At 64.4% G+C, this 25105-nt stretch carries 25 protein-coding genes; 7 read left to right on the forward strand and 18 right to left on the reverse strand.

What is annotated here, in order from left to right:
- Positions 1-4: 4 nt before the first annotated feature.
- Positions 5-604, reverse strand: a complete 600-nt coding sequence (locus tag O7B34_RS18610) for a YdeI/OmpD-associated family protein (protein ID WP_337147414.1) — start codon at positions 602-604, stop codon at positions 5-7.
- 198 nt (positions 605-802) lie between these two features.
- On the opposite strand from O7B34_RS18610, the gene O7B34_RS18615 reads away from it, so the two are divergent.
- Entirely contained in the window at positions 803-1147 is a 345-nt protein-coding gene (locus O7B34_RS18615) for a VOC family protein (protein ID WP_337147415.1), read from the forward strand.
- Between the two features lie 27 nt (positions 1148-1174).
- On the opposite strand, the gene O7B34_RS18620 is transcribed toward O7B34_RS18615, so the two are convergent.
- A complete protein-coding gene (locus O7B34_RS18620; protein ID WP_337147416.1) occupies positions 1175-1648 on the reverse strand; it encodes a cupin domain-containing protein in 474 nt (157 codons plus the stop codon).
- Positions 1649-1713: 65 nt separating this feature from the next.
- On the opposite strand from O7B34_RS18620, the gene O7B34_RS18625 reads away from it, so the two are divergent.
- Positions 1714-2169 carry a MarR family winged helix-turn-helix transcriptional regulator gene (locus tag O7B34_RS18625; RefSeq protein ID WP_337147417.1) on the forward strand — a complete coding sequence of 152 codons (456 nt, stop codon included), beginning with the start codon at positions 1714-1716 and terminating at the stop codon, positions 2167-2169.
- A gap of 128 nt (positions 2170-2297) precedes the next feature.
- Positions 2298-3026, forward strand: coding sequence for an SDR family oxidoreductase (locus tag O7B34_RS18630; RefSeq protein ID WP_337147418.1), 729 nt, complete (start codon positions 2298-2300; stop codon positions 3024-3026).
- Here the strand turns inward: O7B34_RS18630 and O7B34_RS18635 are convergent.
- Positions 3023-4009: a LysR family transcriptional regulator gene (locus O7B34_RS18635; RefSeq protein ID WP_337147419.1), complete on the reverse strand. Its 987-nt coding sequence runs from the start codon at positions 4007-4009 to the stop codon at positions 3023-3025. The two genes, O7B34_RS18630 and O7B34_RS18635, sit on opposite strands and share 4 nt — an antisense overlap.
- A gap of 22 nt (positions 4010-4031) precedes the next feature.
- Positions 4032-4937, reverse strand: coding sequence for a S1C family serine protease (locus O7B34_RS18640; RefSeq protein ID WP_337140083.1), 906 nt, complete (start codon positions 4935-4937; stop codon positions 4032-4034).
- A 249-nt stretch (positions 4938-5186) separates the two neighbouring features.
- Here O7B34_RS18640 and yghU point away from each other — a divergent pair, with 249 nt between their 5' ends.
- Positions 5187-6053, forward strand: a complete 867-nt coding sequence (gene yghU / locus O7B34_RS18645) for a glutathione-dependent disulfide-bond oxidoreductase (RefSeq protein ID WP_337147420.1) — start codon at positions 5187-5189, stop codon at positions 6051-6053.
- An 86-nt stretch (positions 6054-6139) separates the two neighbouring features.
- On the opposite strand, the gene O7B34_RS18650 is transcribed toward yghU, so the two are convergent.
- Together O7B34_RS18650 and O7B34_RS18655 are read right to left on the reverse strand one after the other, a co-directional pair.
- Entirely contained in the window at positions 6140-6439 is a 300-nt protein-coding gene (locus tag O7B34_RS18650; RefSeq protein WP_140508581.1) for a DUF1236 domain-containing protein, read from the reverse strand.
- Between the two features lie 552 nt (positions 6440-6991).
- Positions 6992-7237, reverse strand: a complete 246-nt coding sequence (locus O7B34_RS18655) for an exopolysaccharide production repressor protein (protein ID WP_337147421.1) — start codon at positions 7235-7237, stop codon at positions 6992-6994.
- A 215-nt stretch (positions 7238-7452) separates the two neighbouring features.
- Here O7B34_RS18655 and O7B34_RS18660 point away from each other — a divergent pair, with 215 nt between their 5' ends.
- Entirely contained in the window at positions 7453-8193 is a 741-nt protein-coding gene (locus O7B34_RS18660; protein ID WP_337108224.1) for a sulfotransferase family protein, read from the forward strand.
- Between the two features lie 625 nt (positions 8194-8818).
- Here the strand turns inward: O7B34_RS18660 and O7B34_RS18665 are convergent.
- The 11 genes from O7B34_RS18665 to O7B34_RS18715 all read right to left on the reverse strand — a co-directional run bounded on the left by O7B34_RS18665 (position 8819) and on the right by O7B34_RS18715 (position 20881).
- The gene (locus O7B34_RS18665) at positions 8819-9424 is read right to left on the reverse strand and encodes a mobile mystery protein B (protein ID WP_337147422.1); all 606 of its coding nucleotides are present in this window, start codon (positions 9422-9424) and stop codon (positions 8819-8821) included.
- Complete coding sequence (locus O7B34_RS18670) at positions 9421-9879, reverse strand: mobile mystery protein A (protein ID WP_337147423.1); 459 nt, start codon at positions 9877-9879, stop codon at positions 9421-9423. The genes O7B34_RS18665 and O7B34_RS18670 overlap by 4 nt, the downstream gene beginning before the upstream one ends.
- 307 nt (positions 9880-10186) lie before the next feature.
- A complete protein-coding gene (locus O7B34_RS18675) occupies positions 10187-10957 on the reverse strand; it encodes an exodeoxyribonuclease III (protein ID WP_337147424.1) in 771 nt (256 codons plus the stop codon).
- A gap of 6 nt (positions 10958-10963) precedes the next feature.
- Positions 10964-11608, reverse strand: a complete 645-nt coding sequence (locus tag O7B34_RS18680; RefSeq protein ID WP_337147425.1) for an alpha/beta hydrolase family protein — start codon at positions 11606-11608, stop codon at positions 10964-10966.
- A gap of 189 nt (positions 11609-11797) precedes the next feature.
- Positions 11798-12931: a tetratricopeptide repeat protein gene (locus O7B34_RS18685; protein WP_337147427.1), complete on the reverse strand. Its 1134-nt coding sequence runs from the start codon at positions 12929-12931 to the stop codon at positions 11798-11800.
- Positions 12928-13836, reverse strand: a complete 909-nt coding sequence (gene ku / locus O7B34_RS18690; RefSeq protein ID WP_337147428.1) for a non-homologous end joining protein Ku — start codon at positions 13834-13836, stop codon at positions 12928-12930. Before ku ends, O7B34_RS18685 begins: the two co-directional genes overlap by 4 nt.
- A gap of 270 nt (positions 13837-14106) precedes the next feature.
- Positions 14107-16599 (reverse strand): DNA ligase D, encoded by a 2493-nt coding sequence (gene ligD / locus O7B34_RS18695; protein WP_337147429.1) that lies wholly within the window; start codon positions 16597-16599, stop codon positions 14107-14109.
- Between the two features lie 250 nt (positions 16600-16849).
- Positions 16850-17074, reverse strand: coding sequence for a hypothetical protein (locus tag O7B34_RS18700; protein WP_337140072.1), 225 nt, complete (start codon positions 17072-17074; stop codon positions 16850-16852).
- 109 nt (positions 17075-17183) lie between these two features.
- Positions 17184-18404 (reverse strand): GNAT family N-acetyltransferase, encoded by a 1221-nt coding sequence (locus O7B34_RS18705; RefSeq protein ID WP_337147431.1) that lies wholly within the window; start codon positions 18402-18404, stop codon positions 17184-17186.
- A gap of 9 nt (positions 18405-18413) precedes the next feature.
- The gene (locus O7B34_RS18710; protein ID WP_337147433.1) at positions 18414-19715 is read right to left on the reverse strand and encodes a hypothetical protein; all 1302 of its coding nucleotides are present in this window, start codon (positions 19713-19715) and stop codon (positions 18414-18416) included.
- Positions 19712-20881: a glycosyltransferase family 4 protein gene (locus O7B34_RS18715; RefSeq protein ID WP_337147434.1), complete on the reverse strand. Its 1170-nt coding sequence runs from the start codon at positions 20879-20881 to the stop codon at positions 19712-19714. Before O7B34_RS18715 ends, O7B34_RS18710 begins: the two co-directional genes overlap by 4 nt.
- 440 nt (positions 20882-21321) lie before the next feature.
- Between O7B34_RS18715 and O7B34_RS18720 the strand changes: the two genes are divergently transcribed.
- Together O7B34_RS18720 and O7B34_RS18725 are read left to right on the forward strand one after the other, a co-directional pair.
- Positions 21322-22491 (forward strand): glycosyltransferase, encoded by a 1170-nt coding sequence (locus tag O7B34_RS18720; protein ID WP_337147435.1) that lies wholly within the window; start codon positions 21322-21324, stop codon positions 22489-22491.
- Complete coding sequence (locus tag O7B34_RS18725) at positions 22488-23750, forward strand: glycoside hydrolase family 5 protein (RefSeq protein WP_337147436.1); 1263 nt, start codon at positions 22488-22490, stop codon at positions 23748-23750. Before O7B34_RS18720 ends, O7B34_RS18725 begins: the two co-directional genes overlap by 4 nt.
- Positions 23751-23758: 8 nt before the next feature.
- On the opposite strand, the gene O7B34_RS18730 is transcribed toward O7B34_RS18725, so the two are convergent.
- Positions 23759-25105, reverse strand: coding sequence for a VpsF family polysaccharide biosynthesis protein (locus tag O7B34_RS18730; protein ID WP_337147438.1), 1347 nt, complete (start codon positions 25103-25105; stop codon positions 23759-23761).

Genomic DNA, 25105 nt, shown 5'->3' on the forward strand with positions numbered 1-25105 from the left:
GGGCCTACTTCTTCCCCTGTGGATGGATCGTCTCGCCGCGCTTCAGCATTGCGACGAAGGCTTCGATCTTCTTCTTGCGCCCGGCCTCGGTCTTCATGTTGTGGGTGCGGAAGGCGAGCGCGAAGCGGTTCTGCGCGCTGAGCTTTTTCAGCATCGCCTTCGCCGCCGGCTCGGCGTCGATCGCCGCCTGCAGATCATCGGGGATTTTCATCGCCTTGCCGCTGCCATAGGCGCGCGCCCAGCGCCCGTCGGCCTTGGCCGCCTCGACCTCTCTCAGCCCATGCCCGGTCATGCGGCCCTCCTCGACGAGGCGCGCCACATTGTCGACGTTGATCTTGCTCCAGATGCTTTTTTTGCCGCGCGGCGTGTAGCGCTGCAGGAAACTGTTCTCGTCCAGCCCCTTGCGCACGGCGTCGATCCAGCCGAAGCACAGCACGACATCGATGGCCTCCTTCGGCGTGATCGACTTCAGTCCCGACCCCACCTTATGCACCTTGATCCACACTTCGGTTTCCGTGGCGTGGTGTTCGCTGAGCCAGGCGTAAAAGCTCGCCGCGTCGGGAAATTCCCGCACCTTGTCGGGGTCGACCTTGACGGGGGCCATCAGTGCACCTGCCGGATCAGTGTCGTTGTCGCTGGCATCACTGTAATCTTGCCTCCGGCATCGTGCGATTCCCCGCATCATCATGGCATGTTCACTGCCAATTTTCGTCAGCAGTGGGGCACGCTGCCGCCAGGCAACGGAACACACCATCCATCGCCGCGTTCCGACAGGAGAGTGCAATCGCCATGGAGGATCGCGATGGCCGTGCAGACCGTTTTCGCCCATGTCAGTTGCTCCGACCTCGAGCCCAGCATCGACTGGTATGGAAAACTCTTCGGCAAGCCGCCGCTGCGCCGGCCGATGCCTGGCCTTGCCGAATGGCAGTTCACGGAAAGCGCCGAGGTGCAGCTCTTCGAGGACAAGGAAAAAGCCGGCACCTCGACGCTGACGCTCGGCGTGCTGCCCCTGGCGCCAGAACGGCAGAGACTGGTGGATGCGGGCCTCGAACCCGGCCCGATCGAGAAGGCCGACCGTTCCTGGATCATGCGCATGCGCGATCCCGATGGCAATCTGGTGGTGTTTGCGAGTGCGGAGCGGGAATAGAGTCGCCGCAGCCCCAGCGCTCGTGTTCTAGGCCGGTGTCGGTGCCGCCGGCGTCAGCCCGTGGCGACGCATGATCTCCATCATGCTGGCCTTGTCCGGCGGGCCACCGGCGGCGGCATGGAACATTGCGAAAATCTCGCGGAAATAGTCCGGACCGATCGCCGCCGGGGTCACGATACATAGTACCGTCGCGTCGTTGACGCCCTTGTTGTCGAACCGGTGGACGGCGCCGCGTGGAATGCATAGCGCCTCTCCCGCTCCGACATCGATCGCCTTGCCGTCCACGGTCCAGGTCAGCACCCCGTCAACGCCGTAGATCGTCTCTTCATAATGATCGTGGCTGTGCGCCGGCGCCAGCAGCCGCGATCCGCCAGCCACTTTCAACTCGAAGGCGGCGACGCTGCCGTTCGAACTGTCGCCCGTCACCAGGAAGCGAATCGATAGCATCTTGTCGCCGATGGTCTCTTCGGCTGGATTGACCTGAAGATTCATGGATGACATTGCGCAAACCCCTCCGGTAAATTACATTTACTAGCAATCAGTAAACTCAATTTACCGGATCGTCAATGGCCACGTCCACCGAAGTTCTGCAGACCAAAACCGAGGACCTTTTGATCGGCGCCTTGTTGCGCGTGCCGGCGCAGGCGATCCAGCGCCGGCTGATCAAGGAGCTCAACGACGCGGGTTTCGACGAATTGCGCCTGCCGCACATGGCCGTGCTGCAGTTTCCCGGCCCGGACGGGGCGCGGCCCGGCACGATCGCCGAGCGGGCCGGCATGAGCAAGCAAGCCATCAACCAGTTGCTCAGCAGTCTGGAAGGCTACGGCTATCTCGTCCGCTCCGACGGTGAAGGCAGCGCGCGCGTGGTGCGGTCCACCGAGCGCGGCCACGCCGCTTTCTGGAAAATGGTCGAAATATTGCGCGACATCGAGGAGGAGTGGCGCACCGAACTCGGACCGCAGCGCTTCGCCCAGTTAAAGGCGCTGTTGTTCGTCGTTTGGGATAGCCCGCTGGTACGCTGACGGGACGAGGCTCTATGGGCTGGCATAATCGGCCCTTCCGATGACACTATCGGTTTCTTCCGTTTTCGCTTTCCGCATCGAGCTGCCAATTCCCTGCCCTTGTCCAACCAAACGAAGGCAGAGCGGATATGAGCATTTCGAACCAAAAGATCCTGATCGTCGGCGGCGGATCCGGCATGGGCCTGGCGCTTGCCAGACGTTGCGTCGAGGCTGGCGCTGAAGTCATCGTCGCCGGGCGCGGCGAAGACAGGTTGCGGCAGGCCTGTGAGGCGCTGGGCAATCCCGCGGGCCTGGACGTGGCCGCTGTCGACATCACGCGGGAAGATCAGGTCGCGGCGTTGTTCGCCGGGACCGGCGGCCTCGACCATATCGTCAGCACAGCCGCCGACATCGAAGGCGCCTACCGGCTGCTGCCGGAGCTCGATCTCGCGGCGGCGCAACGCGTGGTCGACAGCAAGATCTTCGGGCCGCTGCTGCTGGCCAAGCACGGCGCGCCACGGCTGGCAGTGGCCGGCTCGATGACTTTCGTTTCCGGCATCGCCGCCTACCGGCCGGCCGCACGCGGTTCGGTCGTAGCCGCCGTCAATGCCGCGCTCGAAGGGATGGTGCGCGCGCTGGCGGTGGAACTCGCGCCGATCCGCGTCAACGCCGTCTCGCCCGGCTGGGTCGATACCGAGATTTGGGCGCAGGTGGCCGGCGACAGGAAAGCAGAGACACTTGCGGCGATGGCCGAGCGGCTGCCGGTCGGCAGGATCGGCCAGCCCGACGACATCGCCGACGCGATTTTCTTCCTCATGGGCAATGGTTTTACGACTGGCACGACGCTGCATGTCGAGGGCGGGCATCGCTTGGTCTAGCTGACGACGGCTTTCCCGGAATTGTTTGGAAACAAGGCCTTGGAGCGGTTCGCCGATTCAGATCCTGAGCCGATTCCGGAGTGCGGCGGCGCCAGTGTGTCGCGCGCGGCGGCAAGCAGGTGCCGGAGTGCCGGCGGCTGGACGCGCCGGCGCCGCCAGATCATCGTCAGCGGCGCCACTTGCGCTCGGCCAGGCCATGGCAGTTCGATCAGCTCACCACGCTGAAGCGCGTCGCTGACGGCCAGACGTGGAACGAGGCCCAGCCCCGCGCCGGCCGCGACCAGCCGGGCAATGGCGCCGATGCTGCCGACTTCGGCGGCAAGTTCCGACGCGCCGATGCCCGCCTCGGCGAAGGCGGTGTCGAACATGTGCCGGTAGATGCATCCAGGCTCCGTTGCCACGAAACGTTTTCCGGCAAGAGCTGCCAGATCGCACGGAACCAGGTTCTGCCCCGGCGCGGCGATCAGCACCAACGGCTCGGCCGCTATCGCATGCCTGGCGAAGCGTTGATCGACGCCGCCATTCGAGACATCGCGTCGATCGAAGCAGAAGGCGACATCGATGTCGCCGTCCTCCAGCTGGCGCAGCAGCGTGCCGCTGTCGGTCACCTTCATCCGGACGGCGATGTCGGGGTGGCTGGCCTGGAACCCCGGCAGCCAGGGCGCCAAGCGGGCCGAGGCGATCGTCTCCAGCGCACCGATGGTCAGCGCGCCGCTGGTCTGGCCAGACGCCGCCTGAACCGCGGCGCGCGCCTCGCCTTCGAGCCGCAGCAGCTCTTCGGCGATGGGCCTCAGCGCCAGCCCCGCCGGCGTCAGCTCCAGCCCTGATTTCGAGCGTGTGAACAAGGCAGCGCCCAACTCGGCCTCCAACGACTGGACCTGGTCGCTGACGCTCGACTGGGCGAGATGAACAATCTCGGCGGCGCGCGTGATGTTGCGGCTGCGCGCCACCGCGAGGAAGGTCTTGAGCAGTCTTGGATGCATGGGCTGGCCGAAAATGCCCGACCTACTGCAGCTGCGGCTTTTTCAGAAAACTGCCGCGGTCGGCGGACTTGACGCGCAACCAGGTCTCGCGGCCGTCGCGCACCACCCGCATCGGGATCTCGGCGCCGGCCGAGCCGCTTTCCCAAAGCTTGCGATAGAAATCGGCGAGCCCGTCGACCGCACCGTCGCGGACCTCGGAAATGACGTCGCCTTCGCGCAGGCCGGCCTTGGCCGCCGGGCCGCCCTCGGTCACGCTCATCACCACCACCTTGCCGTCGCTCTCGGCCGACAGCGCGCCGAGCCACGGGCGCGGCGGCTTGGCCACGTGGCCACGCGTCAGCAGGTCGTCGAGGATCGGCGGCAACAGGTCGATCGGCACCACCATGTTGATATCGGCAACCTCGCCGGCGCGGCTCATCTGCAAGCGCAGCGAACCGATCCCGAGCAGCGCGCCCTCGGCGTTGAACAATGGCGCGCCGCCCCAGGACGGATGCGCCGGCGCGATGAAGATCGCCTCGTCGAGCAGATACTCCCAATAGCCGGCGAATTCCTGCTTGGTGACGATCTTGGCCTCGACCGCCCGGCCGATGCCGTCGGCAAGCACCACCGCGTCGCCGATCCTGGCCTTGCCGGCATCGCCCAGCGCCACGGCCGGCAGGCCGGTCGGCGCCAGCGCCTGAACGAGGCCGAAGCCCGATTCCTGGTCGTAGGCGAGCGCGTGAGCGGGGATGACGCGGCCGTCATGCGAGGTCAGCCAGACCTCCTCCGCCTCTGTGATGAGATAGCCGATGGTCAGCACCAGCCCGTCATTGCGGATGACGACGCCGCTGCCTTCCCTGAGCGTGCCCAGTGCCCCGGCCGTGAAGGCATCCTCCGGAACGGTCGCCCGCACGGCAACGACGGAACGCGGATTGGGATTGATGGTCATGATTTTGTCCTGCGATGCGAATGCCTGGCGGCTTCTTCTATAGGTATGCCACGGGGGAGATGCTGCAAGGGGGTGAGAAACGGTGGCCATAGGGCAGGAAAAGCCAACTGCTTGGCTTTTCGAATTTCGAACGCCCGGCAGGCGATGCGTCGCGCCCCGCATTGACAATAGTTCAACACAAGTTGAACTTCCCTCTCCGCAGCCCTAGCTATGGGTGACCTGCCATCCTCCCACGATACGAGAGCCGACATGACCGAATATACCCCGCCGAAAGTATGGACCTGGAACAAGGGCAATGGTGGCGCCTTTGCCAGTATCAACCGGCCGATCGCCGGACCGACCCACGACAAGGAACTGCCGGTCGGCAAGCACCCGCTGCAGCTTTATTCGCTGGCGACGCCAAACGGCGTCAAGGTGACGGTGATGCTCGAAGAACTCCTGGCGCTTGGCCACGAGGGCGCCGAATACGATGCATGGCTGATCCGCATCAACGATGGCGACCAGTTTGGCAGCGGCTTTGTCGAGGTCAATCCCAATTCCAAGATCCCGGCGCTGATGGACCATAGCGGCAAGTCCCCGGTGCGCGTCTTCGAATCCGGCTCGATCCTGGTCTATCTCGCCGAGAAATTCGGCGAATTCCTGCCGGCCGAGCAGCCGGCGCGGGCGGAAGTGCTATCCTGGCTGTTCTGGCAGATGGGCTCGGCCCCCTATCTCGGCGGCGGCTTCGGCCATTTCTACGCCTATGCACCGGAAAAGTTCGAATATGCCATCGACCGCTTCTCGATGGAGGTGAAGCGCCAGATGGACGTTCTCGACCGCCGTCTGGCCGAAACGGAATATCTTGGCGGCAAGGATTACACCATCGCCGACATGGCGGTATGGCCCTGGTATGGCGGGCTGGCGCTCGGCCGGCAGTATAATGATTCCGCCACCTTCCTGTCGGTGCACGAGTATAAAAACGTGCAGCGCTGGGCGAAGGCGATCGACGAACGACCCGCGGTAAAGCGTGGCCGCATGGTCAACCGCGCCTTCGGCGAACCGGCCATGCAGCTGCACGAACGCCATGACGCCAGCGATTTCGACACCAGGACGCAGGACCGGCTCGCCGCCGAGTAGATTTGCGCACCTGGCCGGCGTCAAAACAAAAGCCCATCACCGGCGTTAAACCGGTGATGGGCTTTTTGCTTGATGCATGAGACGGATCAGTGAAGAACTTCCACGATCTGACGGGTGTCGGGATCCACCAGCACGGTCTGATCATTGATCACCGCGACGCGATACCTGACGTTGGGAACTTCACGCAGTTCGACCTTGTCCGGGACCGAGGAGCCGAGCTTGAGTTCGACGCCCAGAAGGTTCACCGACGCCAGCGGCTCCCTCTTGATATATTCGCGAACGACCGTCTCCTGTTCCGGCTGGACCACGATGGTGTCCGCCAGAGCCGCGCCGACGCCGCCCAGCAGGACGATCGCAGCCGCAGCACTCGTAAGATAATGTTTCATAACAACCTCCATGATTGGGCATTCGCTCCGCCTGAAGGGAAACTCTCACGCAAGTCGGAGGTTCCATATCTGCTTGTGAAATAAATGAGGCGCTTAACCAACAATATGCCACATTTCGATACAAATATAAGTGAAGATATCAACACTGGCATGCTTCGCAGATCTAACAAAACTTCTTCTGGATTGCGGGAAAATCAAGGCATATCGCCTTGCAAGGGCAAGAAATGGCGCCTCTTTCTAGGGCTATTCGCTCTGTACACCGCCTTGGCAACAGCTAACGTATAGCGAGGGGTGTCGTTCCCATGCTTTACCTCGCCTCCAAAAAAGGCCCGCCCCGCCGGGAGCAGGAGCGGACCTTCAACAGACCGGTGGAGGTGGCGCCTCACCGATCAAGGCAGGAAAACGCACCCACCGCGGCTTCGTTCCACCATGGCCGCCGCGATTTACAGGAAATGCGCCGCCAGCGAATTCTGCGCGATGCTGAATACGCTGGCCAGCAAGGCCCTGAGAGATCCTCCTGGGCGAAGGGATAGCGAGCCGCGGGTGGCGCCGTTAATGCCGGACGCCGTCCCGGTGTAACGGCGGCACCGGGTTGACTGCATCCTGGCCCATCGTGGTGTCTTGTGCGCGCCTGTGGATCAGCCCCAGGACGAGCACGAAGTAGCCGACCTGCAGGACGACCAGGACCACCACAGTCCAGGCAAGCGCCTCCCAGAAGGAACCGGTAGCAATATAGGTCCAGACCGCGACAAGGATCGTGGTCGCCGACATTCCGACGAGAAATGGCCCAAAATACATCGACCTTCATGATCGCCGAACCCGTCCCGGTCCGGGCGACTCCCTGCCCAAATCTCCGCATCCGCGCACAGGCTTTCATTATTTTAGCAACTACGCAAGTACGCGGTGTCCGGCTCGACATCCCCTTAGAAATTTGTTGCACAGTGGCGCTGGCAGGAGCAGTTTGATGCTCACGGACCGCGGTAATCGGAAAAGAAGTCCGGGGGGATTGGGGAATGACGCTCAAATTGATCGGGGCCGGTTTCGGCCGCACCGGCACATGGTCGACCTTTGCCGCGTTGAACAAGCTCGGCCTGCCCTGCTATCACATGCAGGAAGTGATCATGAACAAGGCCAACACAGGCCATCTCGATTTCTGGCGCAAGGTGGCCAACAGCCCGCCCGGTTCGCAGCAGGACTGGGGCAAGGTGTTCGCCAATTACACCGCCACGGTCGACAATCCAGGCTGCTGCGTGTGGCGCGAACTGATGGTGGCCTACCCCGATGCCAAGGTGCTGCTGACATTGCACCCACGCGGCGCCGAGGCGTGGTACGAAAGCACGATCGACACGATCTACTTCACCGAGAACCTGTGGCAGTTCAAGATCCTGGAATGGCTCACCCCGTTCGGCCGGAAGTTCGGCGACATGTCGCGCAAGCTCATCTGGGGCCGCACATTGGCCGGTGTCATGGGCGACCGGGATAGGGCGGTTGCCCGCTACAATGCCTATGTCGACGAAGTGAAGGCAGCCGTGCCGCCGGAAAAGCTGCTGGTGTTCAAGGTCAGTGAGGGCTGGGCCCCGCTCTGCCATTTTCTCGACGTGGCGCAGCCGAACGAACCCTTCCCCAACCTGAACGACCGCGAAACGATCAAGAAGATCATCCGCGACATCATCACGGGCTCCTACATCATGCTGGGACTGACGGTGGCTGCCATCGCGGCGGCCATCGCGGCATTGTGGTGGTGGCTGGGCTGACGGCAAGCCCAAGCGCGTCTGCCTGCGTGGAGCGGGCCGAGTTTTCCGCTTCCGAAACAGACGACCCGACTGCCAGCTTTCGGTCGGGCAGGCTGACCAGCAACTGCTCTCGCTGGAATTTTGCGCTTGCCTTCCCTGCCGGACGGGTCACCAGTTCATGGCCGTTCGACCAGGCTTTTGCCCTTTCTCAACCCCGCTGCAAGGCCGCATGATTATATCTCGATTGGATGAAATAGCGGAACATCCAATGGACATTGCCGGAACCGAACAGGGCCCCTCGGACTTTTGCGCGCACCACCCAAGACCTTGGTCCTACAAGGGAAACCGGATGGTTCGATCCGCGACGCGCAGGCAACGCGCGCCGGTCGGTGCAAAGGCGCCGGCCCTTTGCCATCGCGCGTCATCGCCATGCCCGCAATGCCGCCTGATGATTGGCCGATTGTGCCCGGCTAGAATGCAGGGCCTTGCAGCCCCTGCCTATTCCGCTTTCGCGGAAGTTTCGGACGTCCAGGCGATGTGCGATAAAGTTGTTGCGGCGGTACGAGCCGCCCTGGTTGGCGCGGGCGCCGAGCACACCCCAACAATGCGCCCCCCGTCCGCGTCGACCATGGCAAGCGCCTGGGTGTCACGGCTTTGTTGCCAGCCCGGCAAAAGCCAGCAATGGGCTGATGTTGTGTCGATCGGCTGCCTTCAACGCCGAGATATACGCCGCCCGTCTCTCGTTCATTTTCAACAGGTCAGCCCCATCCGCCCAATCGATCGGATCGACGCCGTACACCTTTTCGAGCATGGCGTCCGCCAGGATGCGGGCATGGCGGCCATTGCCGTTCGCGAACGGATGGATGAACACAATCCGGTGGTGAAGCCGCACGGCTGCCTCCACGGGCACATAGGTGCCACGATCCGCCCAGTACAGCGCGTCGTCCAGCGCCTCCCGCAACTGCACCCCGATTTGCACCGGGTCCACGCCGATGTTCTTGCCGGTCGTCCTGAAAGCGCCCGCCCAGTGCCACACCTCCCCGAACAGCCGCCGGTGAAGCTCGACCGCGAAACCGTGAGTGAGAATGTCCTTCCTTCGCGTCCGGGATAGCAACAGCAGGCCGGACGCGATGTTGGACTGTTCCAACTCGTCCAGTTCGGCCTGGGTCGTGATGTGCTTGTGCCTCAGTCCGCCAAGCTCGTTTGGATCAAGCGGCGTCGCGCCCACCGGATAGTCAGGCGTAACCGTCATTTGTCCTGCCAGAAGTCGGACGGCATTTCATGCATCAGACCGCTTGCCAGGCGGCTCACTTCGCGCTCCGTCCGGTTGCCAGATACCGCCTGGTTTTCAAGCGCCATATGTTTGCCGGCCGTGGCGACGATCGCCTGCGCCTTCTTGCGTGCCTGGGCGCCGATAATCGCCTCGATGCTGTCGGGTGGCACGAACGCGTAGACGAACCGGCATCCCATCGCCTCGGCCGTTGCCTGCATCGACTTCAAGGTGACGCCGCCCTGGAGTTCGGCTTGTTCGGCCTGGGCAATACGGGCGCGGGTAACGCCCATCCGCCCTGCGAGCTGGGCGCCGGACATGCCGAGCGCCTTTCGCACGGTGCGTATCCACCCTTCCGCGGGAAGCTGCAAATTGCCATCTTGGGCGAGATCCACCAAGGCCTGATACTGTTGGCGAACGGCCTGCTTCACGCTCATTGTAAACTCATATATTGACATTAAATTGAAATGTGTAGATATTTACCTATACAAAATAGCGCACAATGTCAACATTTACATTGACATGCCTGTCGAGGAACCGCAACATGATGCCCGGCGCAGGACGCGGCGGCGGATGCGCTTTGCGCAACAGCCGGATGACGACGACGGCAGCGCAATGATCGCGAGCGCCGCGACAAGGATTCCGATGAGGCCGAGGTCACTCATGGCGGAGGGGCCTCGATGATGGCCGCTCGCCGTTGTCATGGGGAGTAACGAAAAGGATGATCAGCGGCCGGAAAGCCCCTCACCCCAGTTCCACCCAGACCGGCGCATGGTCGCTGGCGCCGTCCTGCCCGCGCACGTCGCGGTCTATGCCCGCTCCCTTCAGCCGGCGCATGAGCGTCTTCGACAGCAGGATATGATCGAGCCGCAGGCCGGCGTCGCGCTGCCAGCGGTTCCGGCGGTAATCCCAGAAGGTGTAGAGCGTCTCCTTCGGATATTTCTTGCGCAACGCATCGGTCCAGCCTTGTTCCAGCAGCGCGGCGAATGCGGCGCGGCTTTGCGGCTGCACCAGCGCGTTGTCGTCATAGGAGCGGGTGGCGTAGATGTCGCGCGGCTCGGGCACGATGTTGTAGTCGCCGGCCAGCACGACAGGCAGTCCGGTGTCCAGCAGTTGTGCCGCATGCGCCTCCAGCCGCGCGTGCCAAGCGAGCTTGTAGGTGAATTTCGGCCCCGGCTGCGGATTGCCGTTCGGCGCATAGAGACAGGCGATAACGATGCCATTCACCGCCGCCTCGATATAGCGGCTCTGCCGGTCGGCATCATCGCCGGGCAAGGCATCGCGGGTCAGCACCGGCTCGGCACCGCGCGCGAGTATGGCGACGCCGTTCCAGGTCGGCTCGCCCTTCCACACAGCGCCGTAGCCGGCATCGGCAAGCGCGGTACGCGGAAACTGCGTGTCGCGCGCCTTCAATTCCTGCAGGCAGACGACATCGGGTCTTGCGGTGGCTAGCCACGCCAGCAGCTTGTCCAGCCGGCTGTTGATGTTGTTGATGTTGAAGGAGGCGATCTTCATCGGGGATCAGGGGGCGATCCTGCTCACCCACGCCTTCACCGTCTCCGCCAGCGTCGTCAGATGATCCGCCGTGGAGAAGCCCGAAATGCTCTTGCGCGGCTTGAGATCATGGTCGCCGTCCTCCAGCCAGGTCACTTCGATCGCATCGGAAAGGCCGTAGGTCGCGACCTCGTCCTTCGTGCCGAACTCGTCGCGCGTCCCTTGAAAAATCAGCGTCGGCGTCTTCAGCCCGGCGAGATGTTTTGTCCGCAATTGCTCGGGCTTGCCAGGCGGATGGAAGGGATAGCCCAGGCAGACCAGCCCCGATATCTCGCCCTTGGAAAACATCTCGTCGGCGACCATGGAAGCGACGCGCCCGCCCATCGACTTGCCGCCGATGATGAGCTTGCCCGTCACGCCCTTCGCCCTGAGGTCGGCGATCGCCTTGATGTATTCCGGGTTCACCGTATCGGCGCGCGGCGGCGGCTTGCGCTGGCCATAACGGCGGGCCGCCATGTAGTGGAATTCAAAGCGCGCGACCTGGAAGCCCACGGCGGCGAGTGCCTTGGCGGTGGCGGTCATCGAGGGCGAATCCATCGAGGCGCCGGCGCCATGCGCAAGCAGGATGGTGACGGGAGCGGTGTCGTGGCCGTCGAAGAGGAAGGTGGTCATGGATATAGAACTCCCGTGGCTCGGCCTTGGTGACTCCTTCTCCCCTTGTGGGAGAAGGTGGATCGGCGCGTAGCGCCGAGACGGTTGAGGGGTGTTCCAGCGAAGTGAGACGTTGGCGTTCCCTGGAACACCCCTCATCCGACCTCGCTTCGCGAGGTCACCTTCTCCCACAAGGGGAAGGAAAGACCATCACCCCGCCGACTTCGCCAGCTGCATATCCACGAACTGCACGCCCCTGGCCGCCACTCCAGCCCATTCCGATGCCGCGTCGAGCTCCAGATACCGCACCCACAACCGCCGCGCCTCAAGCAGATTGCCGGCATCGAATTCAAGCCGCGCAAGGTTGAAGACAGGATCGGCATAATTCCTGTCGAGCCCGATCGCCTTCTGCAAATGCCTTCGCGCCGAGGCGTCGCGGCCTTGCTCGCTCATCAGGCCGGCGAGGTTGAACCAGGCCTCGACGAAGGCCGGGTCGAGTTTGATCGCCCTGGCATAATCGTGCGCGGCTTCCGCCACGCGCCCGGACCCGCGCAAACAGTTGGCGCGGTTGAAGGCGGCGATGGCGTCGGTCGGATCGATGGCGAGGCAGCGCTGGTAGAGTGCGGCGGCACCGTCATGGTCGCCGACCTCCTCGGCGGCTTCCGCCTCGGCGAACAGATCTTCCAGCGTGTCGTCGCCTTGTGCCGCAGCACCCAGATCGAACAGCAATTGCCCGTCGAGTTCGCTCTGGCCGCCTTCGAGATAGATGGCGTCGGGACGGCCATGCTGCGAGCCGACATTGAGCGATTTGGCGGTGAGCGAAGCGACGGGGCCGGAGCGGTGGACCGAGCGCGCGATCGCGCCCCATGTGGCGCCGCCGGCGATCAGCCCGGCATATTTGCGTGCCAGGATCAGGTCGCGGAAGGAATAGGGCTCGCCACCATGCTCGAAGGCATCGAACAGGCTGAGCCGGTCGAGATCGGCGCCGGACAGCTTGGACTGGTCGATCAGCGATTGGCGCGACAGTGAGGGCGCCTCGGGCGCCTTCATCAGCCCGAGCAGCCGCAGGAAACCGTTCTCGCTCAAGAGAATGCGCCCGGCCGCGCGCTCGGCGCCGAGGCGGCGTTCGATCTCGCCGTCGCTATTTTTGGTCAGTCCGGCCTTCGTCAGCCCGGCCTTGGCCAGCAAGGTCCGTCCGAACACGACATGCGTGGTACGCCTGGTGACGCCGCGCCTGAGCTGGCCGTGCTGGCGCTCCACCTCGCGCGCGGCGAGCCTGAGCGGAAACGCCGCCAGCGCGCCGATCGTACCAAAGATCGCACCGGGAACGGCCGGTGCCGTCATTTCTTGCTCTTGCCGACCGCCTTGAGCAGGTTGGCCTTGAGCGGATTTTCAGGCGCACCACCCGCTGCCGCCTTCTTGGCGGCGGGCTTGGCGGCCTCGTCGTCGGCCTTGCTCTTCGACTTGGCCGGCGGCTTCGACTGCGACAGGCTGGCCTTCAGCGCATCCATCAGGTTGATGACATTGCCACGTTCCGGCGCCGCCGCGATGATCGGCTTGTGGCCCTTCAGCTTCTCGCGGATCATCGACATCAATGCGACTTCGTAGCGGTCCTCGTAATTCTTCGGATCGAAGGTGGTTTCCTTCTGCTTGATCAACGCTTCGGCAAGCTGCAGCATTTCAGGGTCAGGTTTGCCGGCCGGAATGTTGCCGAAATATTCAGCCGTGCCACGCACTTCGTTCGGGTTCCTCAACGTGCACACGAACATGCCGTTCTCGCGCGCGCCGATCGTCACCACGCGCTCGCGGCTGGACAACACCAGCCGGGCGATGGCGAGCTTGCCGGATTTGCGCATCGCCTCGCGCAGCACGGCGAAGGTCTCTTCCGCCATCGCCCCGTCCGGCGCCATGTAATAGGGCGCGTCCTGGTAGATGACGTCGACCTCGTCCTCGTCGACGAAGGCCTCGATGTTCATCGTGTGATTGGATTCGATGCGCACCGCGTCAAGGTCGGCATCGTCGATGATGATGTACTGCTTGTCCTCGTACTCATAGCCCTTGACCAGATCCGCGCGTTCGACGAGCCCCAGTTCAGGGTCGACCGGCTTCATGTTGATGCGGTTATGGGTCTTCTTGTGCAGCTGGTTGAACGAGATGCGTTCGCTGGCGCTGGTGGCGGGGTATAGACGCACCGGACAGCTGACCAGACTGAGTTTGAGGTAACCTTTCCAACTTGCCCTGGGCGCCATGATGAACTCCTACGCGGCCACGCGCTGACAGTTACTTCGCAGCGCTTCGTCCGAAGGACGAACAAGGCTGCGCAAATCCTACACCGACCCGGCACAATAGCGGCAAATCCCTGACGAAATCTTCCCGCCGGTTTTCGAGGGTCAACGGGCGGAGAATAATTCAAATTGTCGGAAGCGTCGATGGAATTGGTGTCGCGCTGGCCGTTAGCCGCGGCAGCCATGCCTTCGTTCCTACGGCGAAGCAAGGAGCGAAGCGACACGGCGAGGATCCTAGGAAAGGGAGGCGGGCAAATCCCGCGCGAACTCGTCAATCTCCGCCCACGGATCGCCCGATGTCTCCAGCAACCCCGGCAGCGACGCGTAATTCAAATCCTGCGGCGCATCGATCGCCTCCAGATCGCTCCAGCTCACCGGTGTCGAGGCTGGCAGGTTGGTGCGGGCGCGCAGCGAATAGGGGGCGGCGGAGGTGTGGCCGCGCGCGTTGCGGTGATAGTCGATGAAGATGCGCCGCTTGCGGTTTTCCTTGCCCATGGTGGTGGTGAAGGTGTCTGGCGCGGTGGCCGTAAGATGCGTTGATATCGCGCTGGTCGCCTGGTGCAGCTTCTTCCAGTTCTGCTTGCCGGTCACCGGAACCGTGATGTGGATGCCGCTGCCGCCGGAAGTCTTTGCGAACGGCACCAGCCCCAGCCGCTCCAGCTCGCCCTTGATGTGGACTGCGGCCTCCACCACCTCGCGCCAGGAAATCCCCTCGCCCGGGTCGAGATCGAAGACGATCTGATCGGGCTTGTCGAGGCTGGTGCGATGGGTGCCCCAGGTGTGGAACTCGACGACGCCGAACTGCGCCAGCGCCAGATAGCCCTTGGCGCCCTCGACCGAGAGATAGGACTTGGTCTCGCCCTCGGAATTGGTCGCCTGGAACGTCACCACCGAAGGCGGCATGCCGGTGAAGGCATGGCGCTGGAAGAAGCAGTCCTTGGGCAGGCCGGTCGGGCAGCGCACCAGCGACACCGGGCGGCCAAGGATGTGCGGCAGCATGAAGTCGCCGACCAGCGCGTAATAGACGGCGATGTCGAGCTTGGTCGGGCCGTTCTTGCCGAACAGCCGCCGCGTCGGGTTTGTCACCCAGATGGTGGCAAGGTCGGCTTCAGCGATCAGCCGCTTGCGTTTTGCCGACACCGGCGTCGACAGGCCGACGTCACGCAGACCGCGAAACACACCATGGCGCAGCGCATTGTCCGCGGTTCGGTTGGCAAAATGGATGCGCGCCGAAAACAGCGGCTTGACCCAGTGCATCTCGCGCATGATTTCGCGCGGCACGCCTTCCGGCGGCGTCGCGCCTGACGTGAGCGGCTCCAGCCGGGCCAGCAGGTCGGCCGCGGTCCCGGCATCGAAGCCGGTGCCAACCTTGCCGCGATAGTGCAGTTCGCCGTCCACCCACTCGGCCATGCCGAGCGCGGCCAGCCCCTCGGCCGCGTCCGAAGTGGTGTAGCCGGCGATGACGAAATCGTCCTTTTCGAGCGCCTTGGTCTTGGTCCAGCTCTTGGTGCGGCCGCTCTGATAGATCGCGGTGGCGCGCTTGGAGACCACGCCCTCCAGGCCGAGTTCCGTCACCTGGTCGTAGAGCCCCTGCCCCGAACCTTCGACATGGTCGGAGAACTGGATGGCGGAGTTGGCGCCAAGTCCGCCAAGCAGTTCGGCCAGCAGCGCCTTGCGCCGGATGAGCGGCACCTTCATCAGGTCCCAGCCGTCGAGTTGCAGGAGATCGAAGGCGTAGAAATGCAGCTTGCTGCCGGCGCCCCCCGCCAGCGCGTCCTGCAGCAGCGCAAAGCGGGAAATGCCCTTGGCGTCGAGCACGACGATCTCGCCGTCGATGATCGCCTCGCGGCATGGCAGCTTGGCGAACGCATGGGGAAGGTCGCCATAGCGCTTCGTCCAGTCGATGCCGCCACGGGTGATCAGCCGCACCTCCCCGTTGGAGACATGCGCCATGGTGCGGTAGCCGTCGAACTTGATCTCATGCAGCCAGAGCTCGTTGGTATTGTCGGCAAGGCTTTCGCCACCCGGCGGCTTCGGCACCTGCGTGGCCAGTTGCGGCTCGATACGGCTCAGTGCCGGCGCCTTGGCCGCGCCGGGCAGGTCGCCCGGCTTCAACGACCCAGGCTTTGGCGCGGACTTCGCGGCCGGCTTCGGCGGCGCCACCAGCTCCTCGATGCGCAGGCCGGATTTCACGCTTTCCGGTCGCGCTTCGAGGATGTTCAGCGCCGTGTCGGCGGCGAGGTCACGCTCCTTGAACAGCAGCCAGTTCTTCTTGTTCTCGTCTTCGCCGGGCTTGGGCTTCAGGCGCGTCAGCATCCAGCCGCCATGGAGCTTTTCGCCGGCCAGCCGGAACTTGAAGGCGCCGGTGCGCAGGCTTTTGTCGACGTCGTCCATCGGCGCCCAGATGCCGGTGTCCCAGACGATCATCGGCCCGCCGCCATATTCGCCCTCGGGGATGACGCCCTCGAAATCGATGTATTCGAGCGGGTGGTCCTCGGTCTCGACGGCCAGCCTTTTGTCGGCGGGGTTGAGCGAGGGTCCGCGCGGCACCGCCCAGCTTTTCAAGACATCGCCGACCTGCAGGCGCAGATCGTAGTGGTCCGCCGTCGCATGGTGCTTATGGATGACGAAGCGGTTGCCGTCTCCGGCCATCGACCCGCCCGCCGGCTCCGGCGTCTTCGAGAATTCGCGCTTGGCGCGATAGGTCTGGAGCTTGGCGGGCGGCATGTCAAAAGCCGAGCCTGGCGGAAATCAACAACCGCCTCGTTCCTTCGCGCCCCCCTCTGCCCTGCCGGGCATCTCCCCCTCTAGGGGGGAGATCGAACTTCACGGCGGCCTTCGCGAATATCGGACGTTGAAAGAATAGCACGGCAGGCGAAATTGCCGATCTCCCCACTAGAGGGGGAGATGTCCGGCAGGACAGAGGGGGGCGCCGTAGGGCGCTACGTTTGCACCATTCGCGATTTTTCACTTGGTCTCAATCGTCAATCGCCGGCGTCAGCTCCAGCTCGGCCGGCGACAGCCCCTGCTGCAACTGGCTCAGGCGGAATTCGTCGACCCAGTAGGCCTCGCCGTCGACCAGCACGCGCGCACTGTAGGCGCCATCGGAGAAACGCTGCGCGGTGATGTAGACCTTGTGGCGGTCGAGCGCCTTGCGCACAGCGGCGCGCTTGGAGTTCTGGCTGTTCACGGCAGTGGACATGCGCTTCGCCCTCGGTCGCCCGACACGGAACTCGGCCGCTCCTGGCGGCCCGGCGACTGCCCCCAAGGATGGCGGAGACGCGCGGCCCTGTCAATTTCGCGGGCGTCCTTCAGTTCTTCAACCGCCGCAAACGGCGCATCACGCCCTGCACGGCCTTGTAAAGCCCCGGCTTGGTGCGCACGAAAGCCTCGGCCCGCCTGCGGAACTCGATGACGGCATCGGCCACACTGCCCCGCATCGTGAACCCGTGGCAGAGTTCGGCCAATACCGAACCCTTTGCGCCCATATGTTCCTTGTAGCCCTGGTTTCCGACGGACAGGTCGAAGTACCCAAAGCCCTGTTCGCGCCCCCAGCCGATCAACCTGCCCATGATTGCAAGCCCTGGTGAGACATTGGGCGCGACGCTCTGGTCCATCGCTATCAGGAGAGCGTGAACGGTCCCTTGATGAACCAGCAGATATTGAACCGCGATCAGGGCCTCGCCGACGCGCAGCCCGAAAAGCCGCACCGAACCATCCGACAGGCCCTGAATAGCCGCGCTCCGGTAGAAATCGACGATCTTCTCCTGCGTCAGCAAGTCGAAGCGACCAAGCTCGCGAAAGCGATCGAGCCGCATCCGCACCAGTTCACCGAAGATGCGCTCAACCTCGGCCGGCGCGTCGGCCTCGACCAGTTCCACGCTGCCAAGCCGTTCGAGGCGACGCCAGTCCTTGCCGAATTCCTTGACGAAGGATGGCCTGCAATGACGCTTGAGGACTGTTTCCGGGTCGCCGTCGATGGCGAGGCCGAAGGCGGTCTGGATGGAATCGCGCGTGGTCGGGAGCAAGGCCAGCGGATTGACGACGCCGTGGATCTGTCGCGGAATTCCCACGATGTGGACGCGGTCCGACGGCGGCAGCGCCGAGCGCACCGCCGTCCACGCAGCCTGCGCGGATTGCCTGGTCCACGGGGTGGCATCGGCCAGCAGCGGCGCCGCGTAGTCGCAGACGCCACCGCTCAACCATTCGACCACCCAATGGTGGAACGCCCTACGCCGCATCAGCGGCACCAGCATTCTGGTTTCGCCGGTCGCGGCGTCGCCCACCTCGACGATGAGGAGTTCCGCGCTTTCCGGCAACAGCCGCGCCACGATCCCTTCCGCCCAGGCGAAATTCTGGTGGCCGGTGCACACGCCACCCGCCTGGAGGCGCAGCCAGAGCGGCCTGACCGCCTCCAGGCTGGTGTGCAGTTTCGCCGTATAGGCGACGTTCGCCGCGATCGCGGCGGGATGCCGAACCTGCCCGCCGGGCAAGTCCGTCACCGCAGCAATTTGCACTGCCTGGCCTGACACATCTCTCTCCTATCGTCTTGCCGCGGCGAACGAAACCGCCCGCCGCCACGAGCCCAGCCGGCTGTCGTGCTGCTGGTCCGGGTGTTCGATGTTCCACATGCGGTGATGCACGAAGTACCATGATGCCACGAGCACGAAGATCTCGGAGACCGCGGAACCCGCCAGCGACCAGGGCGGAGACGCGACCGCCAGCAGGATCGCGATCAACGCCAGTCCGACAATGGCGCCGCCCAAGGTGATGAACGCGACGATGCGGAAGTCACCCATTATCTCGAGCACGACGCGGGGCATGATGTAGAGCATGATCGGGACGAAATTCGCGATCACGAAAAGCCCGATGAACCCGACCGAAGCATCCTGGAGAGCCTGGGACTTTATCATCGGCAAGACGAACATGATGGCGCATCCATAGGCCACCGCGCCGAACCCCATGACGACAGCCCACAGCTTTGCCTGCGCCCAGACACGGCGCGTTTCGTTGCTGCGCATCAGCTTGGCCAGTTCCGGCTGCGTCATGTTCACGAAGGCGAGGCTGATGATGCGCAGCGGCGCGAACAGCACGAGCACCGCCGCCAGCGGCGCATAGGCGGCCGGCCCGGCAATGCCCGCGACCAGCAGCGCCAGGCATTGGCCCTGGATGTTGGTGGTGGTGGCGCTGAAAGCCGACCAGCAGAGCTGCGACCAGAGCCTTGCATAGCGCCGCCGCGTCGGCATACGGAAGCTGATGCGCATCGTGCGGCGCGCCAGCCGGACAAGGACGAAGATGCCAAACAGGTTGGCCGCCGCAAGTGCATAGAACACGCTCTGCAGCGCATCCCTGGCCAGCCAGGTCGCAAGGCCGGCCATGATGGTGCCGGCGATCGTGAAAGCGGCATCGCTGATGGAGACGATCACCTGCTGGCGGCGTGCGAAGAAGGCCGTGCGCATGTGGCTGCGCAGCGACCATGCGCCGACGAAACAGCCGGCGGCAATTCCGCTGGGATCGCCCAAAAGACGCATCACGATCGCCGTGCCGATGGCCATCAGCAACGCAACGACCAGCGCCGCCGTCCCGAAGGCCACGTCATAGGCATTGACGCCGGCGCTGTTGGTGCTCTTGCTCATCCATATCGAGGCGGGAACGGCGGTGAGCGACCTGATGTAGGACAGGCCGACGCCGCCCATCACCATGCCGATGGCGAAGAGGCCGTAGCCTTGCGCCGACAGCATGTGCAGCAGCGCGATGTTGAGGGCAAAGTGGAAGCCGCTCTGCATCGCCTCGCCGCCGATCATCAGCACGAGGCGCCGCACCAGATGGCCAGGCAGTTTCACGGCCGTGTCTCCGCCTGCTGGGCGGTTGCCGTCCGGCCCGGCTTGGCGATGGCCGCCTTCAGCTTGTCCGCGGCTATTGCCGCGATCGCCGCCGCCGCGACCGGCTCGCTGAAGACCGCCTCGTAGCGCGCGCGCCCCGCGGCGACAAAGGAGCGCCATGCCCCCGGCCGCAGGATGATTTCCTCGAGTTTGCCGGCAAGGGCGGCGGCATCGCCGGGCGGAACATGCCAGCCGGTTTCGCCGTCGGCGACCACCTCGACCAGCCCGCCGATCGCCGACACCAGCGGCGGCCGGCCATAGGCCATCGCCTCGATGGCGACACGGCCTAGCGATTCAGGACGCCGCGACGGCACGGTGACGATATCGGCCCAGTGATAGTGCTCGGACGGGTCGGAAATGAACGGCAGCACGCTGACGCGTCCGGCGAGCCCCATGCTCCCGACCAGTTCGGCGAGCGCGCGTTCGCGTTCGACGCTTTCGAAGGCCCCGCCGACCAGCCGCACCTCGATCCTCGACTTGAGTTCCGCCGGCAGCGAGGCGATCGCCTCCAAAAGCACTTCCTGGCCCTTGATCCTGTTGATGCGGCCAAGCAGCAGCACCTTGAGCGGGCGCTTGCCGTCATAGGTCGTCGCTTCGGCCGCGGCCGGGCCGGCGACGCCGTTATAGACCACATGGGAGCGCGCGGATCTGGGCTCGTCGAACGCGGCGCGGGTGGCGCGCGAGTTGAAGATGAGATCGGCATGGCTCCAGTGCACCAGGCCGACAAGGATCCTGCGCATGGCGCCTTCGGGAATTTCGTGGATGTGCAGCACGGCCTTGTGCGGCAGAAGGCGCGCGGCCAGCGCGTAGTCGGCCACGATCGAGGTGTTGACATAGGTGAGATCGCAATCCCTGAGCCGCCGCCAGGCCCTCAGAACCGCGACCGGCAGCCGCGCCATCTCGATCGTGGCAAGGCGCGCAATGGCCTGGCGCCTCAGCACCCAGAGCGGCTCGAAGACGATCCGGGTCGCATGCGGTTCGAGAATCCGTACGATCGGTCCGGCGCGCGGCAGGACCACTTCGATGTCGGCTGACGGAAACGCGGCGCGCAGCGCGGCCACGCTCTCCGCGAAGCTGCGGTCGGAACCATAGAGTTCATAGCCCTGATGGACGCATGCAATCCGCATATTCCCATGCATCTTTCTGCCAGGGGTAGTTTGATGATCCCGCCACCTGACGGATCAGGCGACTGGAAATTTCAAGCCCAACACCCCTTTGGACTTCACTTATAGCCGGCATGGTGACGAGCGGATGTGGAACCCGGATCACCATGCCAATGCCGCACGTCCTCCGCCGATGTGGCGCACAGAAGCCCATGAGCAAGGATCATGCCGGCCCTGGCTTGACCGCCTGCTGGTCGCCAGGTCGCGGCATTGCCTTGTTTCGATACACATACGCCGGGATAGTTGACCGATAGTGAAACAACCCCGGCCACTGGAAGAAATATTTTACACCCCGGTGCGATGATGGTCGGAACTGAGTCTGGCATGGAAATCGCTGGACTGTGGTTTCCAGACGAGACGGCCCGCGCATTGCGGAGCGAGCGGATTTGAAAGCGCCACCAGCCATGAAACCGGAAACGCCCACCATCCTGATCCTCGGGACGCGCGGCATTCCCGCTGCCCATGGCGGCTTTGAAACCTTCGCCGAGAAGGTGGCGCTGTTTCTTGCCGGGCGCGGCTGGAAGGTCGGCGTCTACTGCCAGGATGAAGTCGAGCGGGTCGACCGGAGGGTGCGCGTCGACACCTGGAAAGGCATCGAGCTCATCCATGTCCAGGTCGCCTCGAAGGGCCCGCGCGCGACGCTGGAATTCGACTGGCAATGCGTGCTCGACGCTGCCCGTCGGCCGGGTGTCTGCCTGGTACTCGGCTATAATGGCGCGGTTTTCCTGACCTGGCTGAGGCTGATGCGGCGCAAGATCATCACCAATATGGACGGCATCGAGTGGCGCCGGCCCAAATGGGGTGTCGCGGCGCGCACATGGTTCTGGCTCAACGAGTGGATCGGCGCCTGGGCCTCGCACCGTCTGGTCGCCGACCATCCCGTGATCGCGGAACACCTGGCGACGCGCCGGCCGCGCAGCGCCATAGCCACCATCACCTATGGCGCCGACCCCGTGACATCGGCACCGGAGGCGCCGGTGCGCGCGCTCGGCCTCGAGCCCGGCAAATATCTGATCTCGATCGCGCGCATCGAGCCCGACAACAACATCCTGCCCATCGTCGAGGCCTTCTGCAGCCAGCAGCGCGACATGAAGCTGGTGGTCCTGGGCACGCTTTCCGACCAGATCCCTTATCATGTCGCCGTTCGCAAGGCGGCGAACGCCTCGGTGGTGTTGCCCGGCGCCATTTACGATCAGGCGGCGGTGAAGGCGTTGCGTTTTCACGCGCGCGCCTATCTGCATGGCCACACCGTCGGCGGCACCAACCCGTCGCTGGTCGAGGCGCTGGCCGCCGGCAACATGGTGATCGCCCACGACAACCCCTACAACCGATGGACCGCGGGTGCGGCCGCAATCTATTTCACCGATGCGCGGAGCTGCGCTGAGCGGATGCGGCAGGCGATGGAGGATGACGCCCTGGTCAGGACCTGTGGCGAGGCCGCGAGGGCCCGCGCCAACGAAGCCTTTCGCTGGGACGACGTCCTGCTTGCCTATGAAAGCGAAGCCTATCGGCTTCTGGGCGTGCCCGCCGCTGCGGCCATGCCGGTCGATCGCCCCTCGCCCGGCGCCGTATGACAGGTTGGTCGCGACGGCGGCTGCTGAGGACCGCGCTGTCGACGGCGCTGGTGCCCGCCACGGCGGCGCTTTCGACCGCATCGCCCGCGCTGGCCGCCACTGGCGAATGGCGCTTTCGCCGCGGCGTCAATGCCTGGCCCTGGTTCGCGCTGACACGCGAATTTCCGGCGCCGCGCACCGATTATGACTGGCCGCCCTTCCAGTCGCGGCGGCCGGTGCCGACACCGGACGACCTTCGCCGGCTGCGCCAGGCCGGGCTCGATTTCATCCGCCTGCCCGTCGATCCCGGCCCGTTCCTGGCCGCCGACGCCGCCACGAAATTGCTGACGATGCTGGACGATGCCGTGGCGGCCGCCATCGATGCCGGTCTGGGCATCATCGTCAACGTGCAGGCCAATGGCGCCACCCATTACTGGACTCCCGACCGTATGGTCTCCAGCACCGCCGCGCCGGAATTCGAAGCCTATCGCGCGCTGGTCGGCACGCTTGCCGGCAGGCTGCAGCGGTTCGCACAGGGCATGGTGGCGCTGGAACCCGTCAACGAACCGCCGCAATCCTGCTCCTCCAATGTCTGGTCGGATGTCCAGGCGGCCCTTTTGACGGCGGCCAGGGCGTCATCCCCGACCTTGCCGCTTGTCGTCACCGGCGGCTGCGGCTCGATGGTGAGCGGGCTCGCCGCGCTCGATCCGGAACCGCTGGCGGCCTTCGAGCCGATCCTCTTCACCTTCCATTTCTACGAACCCTATCTGTTCAGCCATCAGGGCGCGCCCTGGATGCGCGAGCCCGTCTACCGCGCGCTCAACAACGTGCCATGGCCGGCCTCCGCCGGTTCGTTCGAACGGACGCTGGCTTCGGTCAGGGCGCGCATGGCTCAGGACACCAAGACCTCCGAAGCGGACAAGCAAGCCGCCTATGCCGAGACCGAACGCGTGCTGAAGGTCTATTTCGACGCCAGGCCCGACCGCTGGTTCATCGACAAATATGTGAGCCAGGCGCGCGATTGGGCCGACAGCCACGGCATCGCGCCGCAACGCATCATCATGGGCGAATTCGGCGCGCTGCGCACCGACGCCCGCTACGTCGCCGCCCCCAACCCCGACCGCGCCCGCTACATATCAGATGTCAGGCAGAGCGCCGAGGCATCAGGCTTTCCCTGGGCCTTCTGGGACCTCTTCGACGGCATGGGCATGATGGACGACACGACGCGGGCGCTCGACCCTGCGATGGTGGATGCGCTGGGGCTGAGGATGCCGGAGTAGAGAGAGCGCTACGCTCGCGGCACTTGCGCCGGGCGTTGTACCCCCACTCTCACCGGCCGGTACAGCGCCAGCGCGATCACCACGAACTTGGTCATCAGCGTCGTCTTGGAAGCCAGGCTTTCGGAGGTGTTGAGCAGGATCAGCCAGCCCAGCATCGTCAACCAGATGCCGGGATGGCAGCGGCGCGCCACTTCGTGCATGAACAGTGCGAAGCCCAGAAACAACAATAGGGTGAAGAAGGCGCCCTGATAGAGGAGCAGGCGGATGATCGGGTTCTCGATGCCCTGTTCGAGGCCGCTGATGCGGCGCAGGCTTTCGATGAGATCGATATCGGGCCCGACGATCAGGTCGCGCAGTTCGAAATGCTTGAAGAGCTCGAACATTTCGACGCGGGCATTGGCGCTGCCGCTGTCCGACACGAAGCGTTCCAGCAGCGCGTCGAAGAAGCCGTAGGAGAACAGCATGGCGATAACGACTGGCAGCAGCGAGGCGAGCATGACCGCAAGGGCCGCACCCGGCAGGCTGATACGTCCTCGCCGCAGATAAGCGACGCCGCTGAAAAGCAGATAGATGCCGCCGAGCGCGATCGTCGTCACCATGGCCGAGCGCCCGCCGAACACGACCAGCGCCGCGCATTGCAGGCCGATCAGCCCGAGCCGCAGCGGCATGGACAGCGATCGCGAACCCGAAAGCAGCGCCAGCACGTATATCGCGGTGATCGTGGCGTTGGACAGCGGATGCCCCTGAAGCGCCGTCGAGCGCAGGTCGTTCATGAACACCACGCCGTCGAGCCGGTAGGGAAAGACCAGCGTCTTGGTGGCGAACTCGAACAGCGCCAGCAGCGCGTTCACCGTCATCACCGCGTGCACCACCGTTTGCATGCGGGCGAATATCTTTTCATCGGCCTCGGCCAGCATCATCACCAGCAGCGCCGGCGCCACGAACGTGTCGATCATGCCGGCCATGCCGGGGCGCTGCCTGATGATGACGATGACCAGCAGCATGATCGACATGACGGCCAGCAGCGCGCTCGCCGGCCGCCTGTCGGCGATGGCCAGCGTGTAGCCGACCGGGTTGCCGAACGTGCAGGCGCGCCAGGCAAACATCAGCACGAGCAGATAGGTGGAGGGATGGATCTTGGTCGCCGGATTGCCGGTCAGCCCGTCGTAATTGTAGCCCACCAGCCACAGCATGCCGCCCGAGATGCTGAACAGCAACGCCACCACCGCAACCAGGCCATAGCCGGTCACCCAGTCGAGTGAATTGCCGGTGCGGCGCGAAGCCGCTGCTTGATCCTGGCCGGCCCAGCCGGCTGCCGGGGTGGCGGACCGGGCGGCACCCCGGATGGCAGACAT

Source organism: Mesorhizobium sp. Cs1299R1N3 (assembly GCF_037179625.1).
In the GTDB taxonomy this organism is placed as follows: domain Bacteria; phylum Pseudomonadota; class Alphaproteobacteria; order Rhizobiales; family Rhizobiaceae; genus Mesorhizobium; species Mesorhizobium salmacidum.

Excerpts from the sequence above, each read along its gene's own strand:
- O7B34_RS18625 (WP_337147417.1), top strand. The coding sequence starts at position 1,714 with ATGGCCACGTCCACCGAAGTTCTGCAGACCAAAACCGAGGACCTTTTG.
- O7B34_RS18720 (WP_337147435.1), top strand. The coding sequence starts at position 21,322 with ATGAAACCGGAAACGCCCACCATCCTGATCCTCGGGACGCGCGGCATT.
- O7B34_RS18660 (WP_337108224.1), top strand. The coding sequence starts at position 7,453 with ATGACGCTCAAATTGATCGGGGCCGGTTTCGGCCGCACCGGCACATGG.
- O7B34_RS18630 (WP_337147418.1), top strand. The coding sequence starts at position 2,298 with ATGAGCATTTCGAACCAAAAGATCCTGATCGTCGGCGGCGGATCCGGC.
- O7B34_RS18620 (WP_337147416.1), bottom strand. The coding sequence starts at position 1,648 with ATGTCATCCATGAATCTTCAGGTCAATCCAGCCGAAGAGACCATCGGC.
- O7B34_RS18725 (WP_337147436.1), top strand. The coding sequence starts at position 22,488 with ATGACAGGTTGGTCGCGACGGCGGCTGCTGAGGACCGCGCTGTCGACG.
- yghU (WP_337147420.1), top strand. The coding sequence starts at position 5,187 with ATGACCGAATATACCCCGCCGAAAGTATGGACCTGGAACAAGGGCAAT.
- ligD (WP_337147429.1), bottom strand. The coding sequence starts at position 16,599 with ATGCCGCCCGCCAAGCTCCAGACCTATCGCGCCAAGCGCGAATTCTCG.
- O7B34_RS18650 (WP_140508581.1), bottom strand. The coding sequence starts at position 6,439 with ATGAAACATTATCTTACGAGTGCTGCGGCTGCGATCGTCCTGCTGGGC.
- O7B34_RS18685 (WP_337147427.1), bottom strand. The coding sequence starts at position 12,931 with ATGACGGCACCGGCCGTTCCCGGTGCGATCTTTGGTACGATCGGCGCG.
- O7B34_RS18680 (WP_337147425.1), bottom strand. The coding sequence starts at position 11,608 with ATGACCACCTTCCTCTTCGACGGCCACGACACCGCTCCCGTCACCATC.
- O7B34_RS18715 (WP_337147434.1), bottom strand. The coding sequence starts at position 20,881 with ATGCGGATTGCATGCGTCCATCAGGGCTATGAACTCTATGGTTCCGAC.
- O7B34_RS18610 (WP_337147414.1), bottom strand. The coding sequence starts at position 604 with ATGGCCCCCGTCAAGGTCGACCCCGACAAGGTGCGGGAATTTCCCGAC.
- O7B34_RS18655 (WP_337147421.1), bottom strand. The coding sequence starts at position 7,237 with ATGTATTTTGGGCCATTTCTCGTCGGAATGTCGGCGACCACGATCCTT.
- O7B34_RS18635 (WP_337147419.1), bottom strand. The coding sequence starts at position 4,009 with ATGCATCCAAGACTGCTCAAGACCTTCCTCGCGGTGGCGCGCAGCCGC.
- O7B34_RS18700 (WP_337140072.1), bottom strand. The coding sequence starts at position 17,074 with ATGTCCACTGCCGTGAACAGCCAGAACTCCAAGCGCGCCGCTGTGCGC.
- O7B34_RS18665 (WP_337147422.1), bottom strand. The coding sequence starts at position 9,424 with ATGACGGTTACGCCTGACTATCCGGTGGGCGCGACGCCGCTTGATCCA.
- O7B34_RS18640 (WP_337140083.1), bottom strand. The coding sequence starts at position 4,937 with ATGACCATCAATCCCAATCCGCGTTCCGTCGTTGCCGTGCGGGCGACC.
- O7B34_RS18675 (WP_337147424.1), bottom strand. The coding sequence starts at position 10,957 with ATGAAGATCGCCTCCTTCAACATCAACAACATCAACAGCCGGCTGGAC.
- O7B34_RS18730 (WP_337147438.1), bottom strand. The coding sequence starts at position 25,105 with ATGTCTGCCATCCGGGGTGCCGCCCGGTCCGCCACCCCGGCAGCCGGC.
- O7B34_RS18615 (WP_337147415.1), top strand. The coding sequence starts at position 803 with ATGGCCGTGCAGACCGTTTTCGCCCATGTCAGTTGCTCCGACCTCGAG.
- O7B34_RS18670 (WP_337147423.1), bottom strand. The coding sequence starts at position 9,879 with ATGAGCGTGAAGCAGGCCGTTCGCCAACAGTATCAGGCCTTGGTGGAT.
- ku (WP_337147428.1), bottom strand. The coding sequence starts at position 13,836 with ATGGCGCCCAGGGCAAGTTGGAAAGGTTACCTCAAACTCAGTCTGGTC.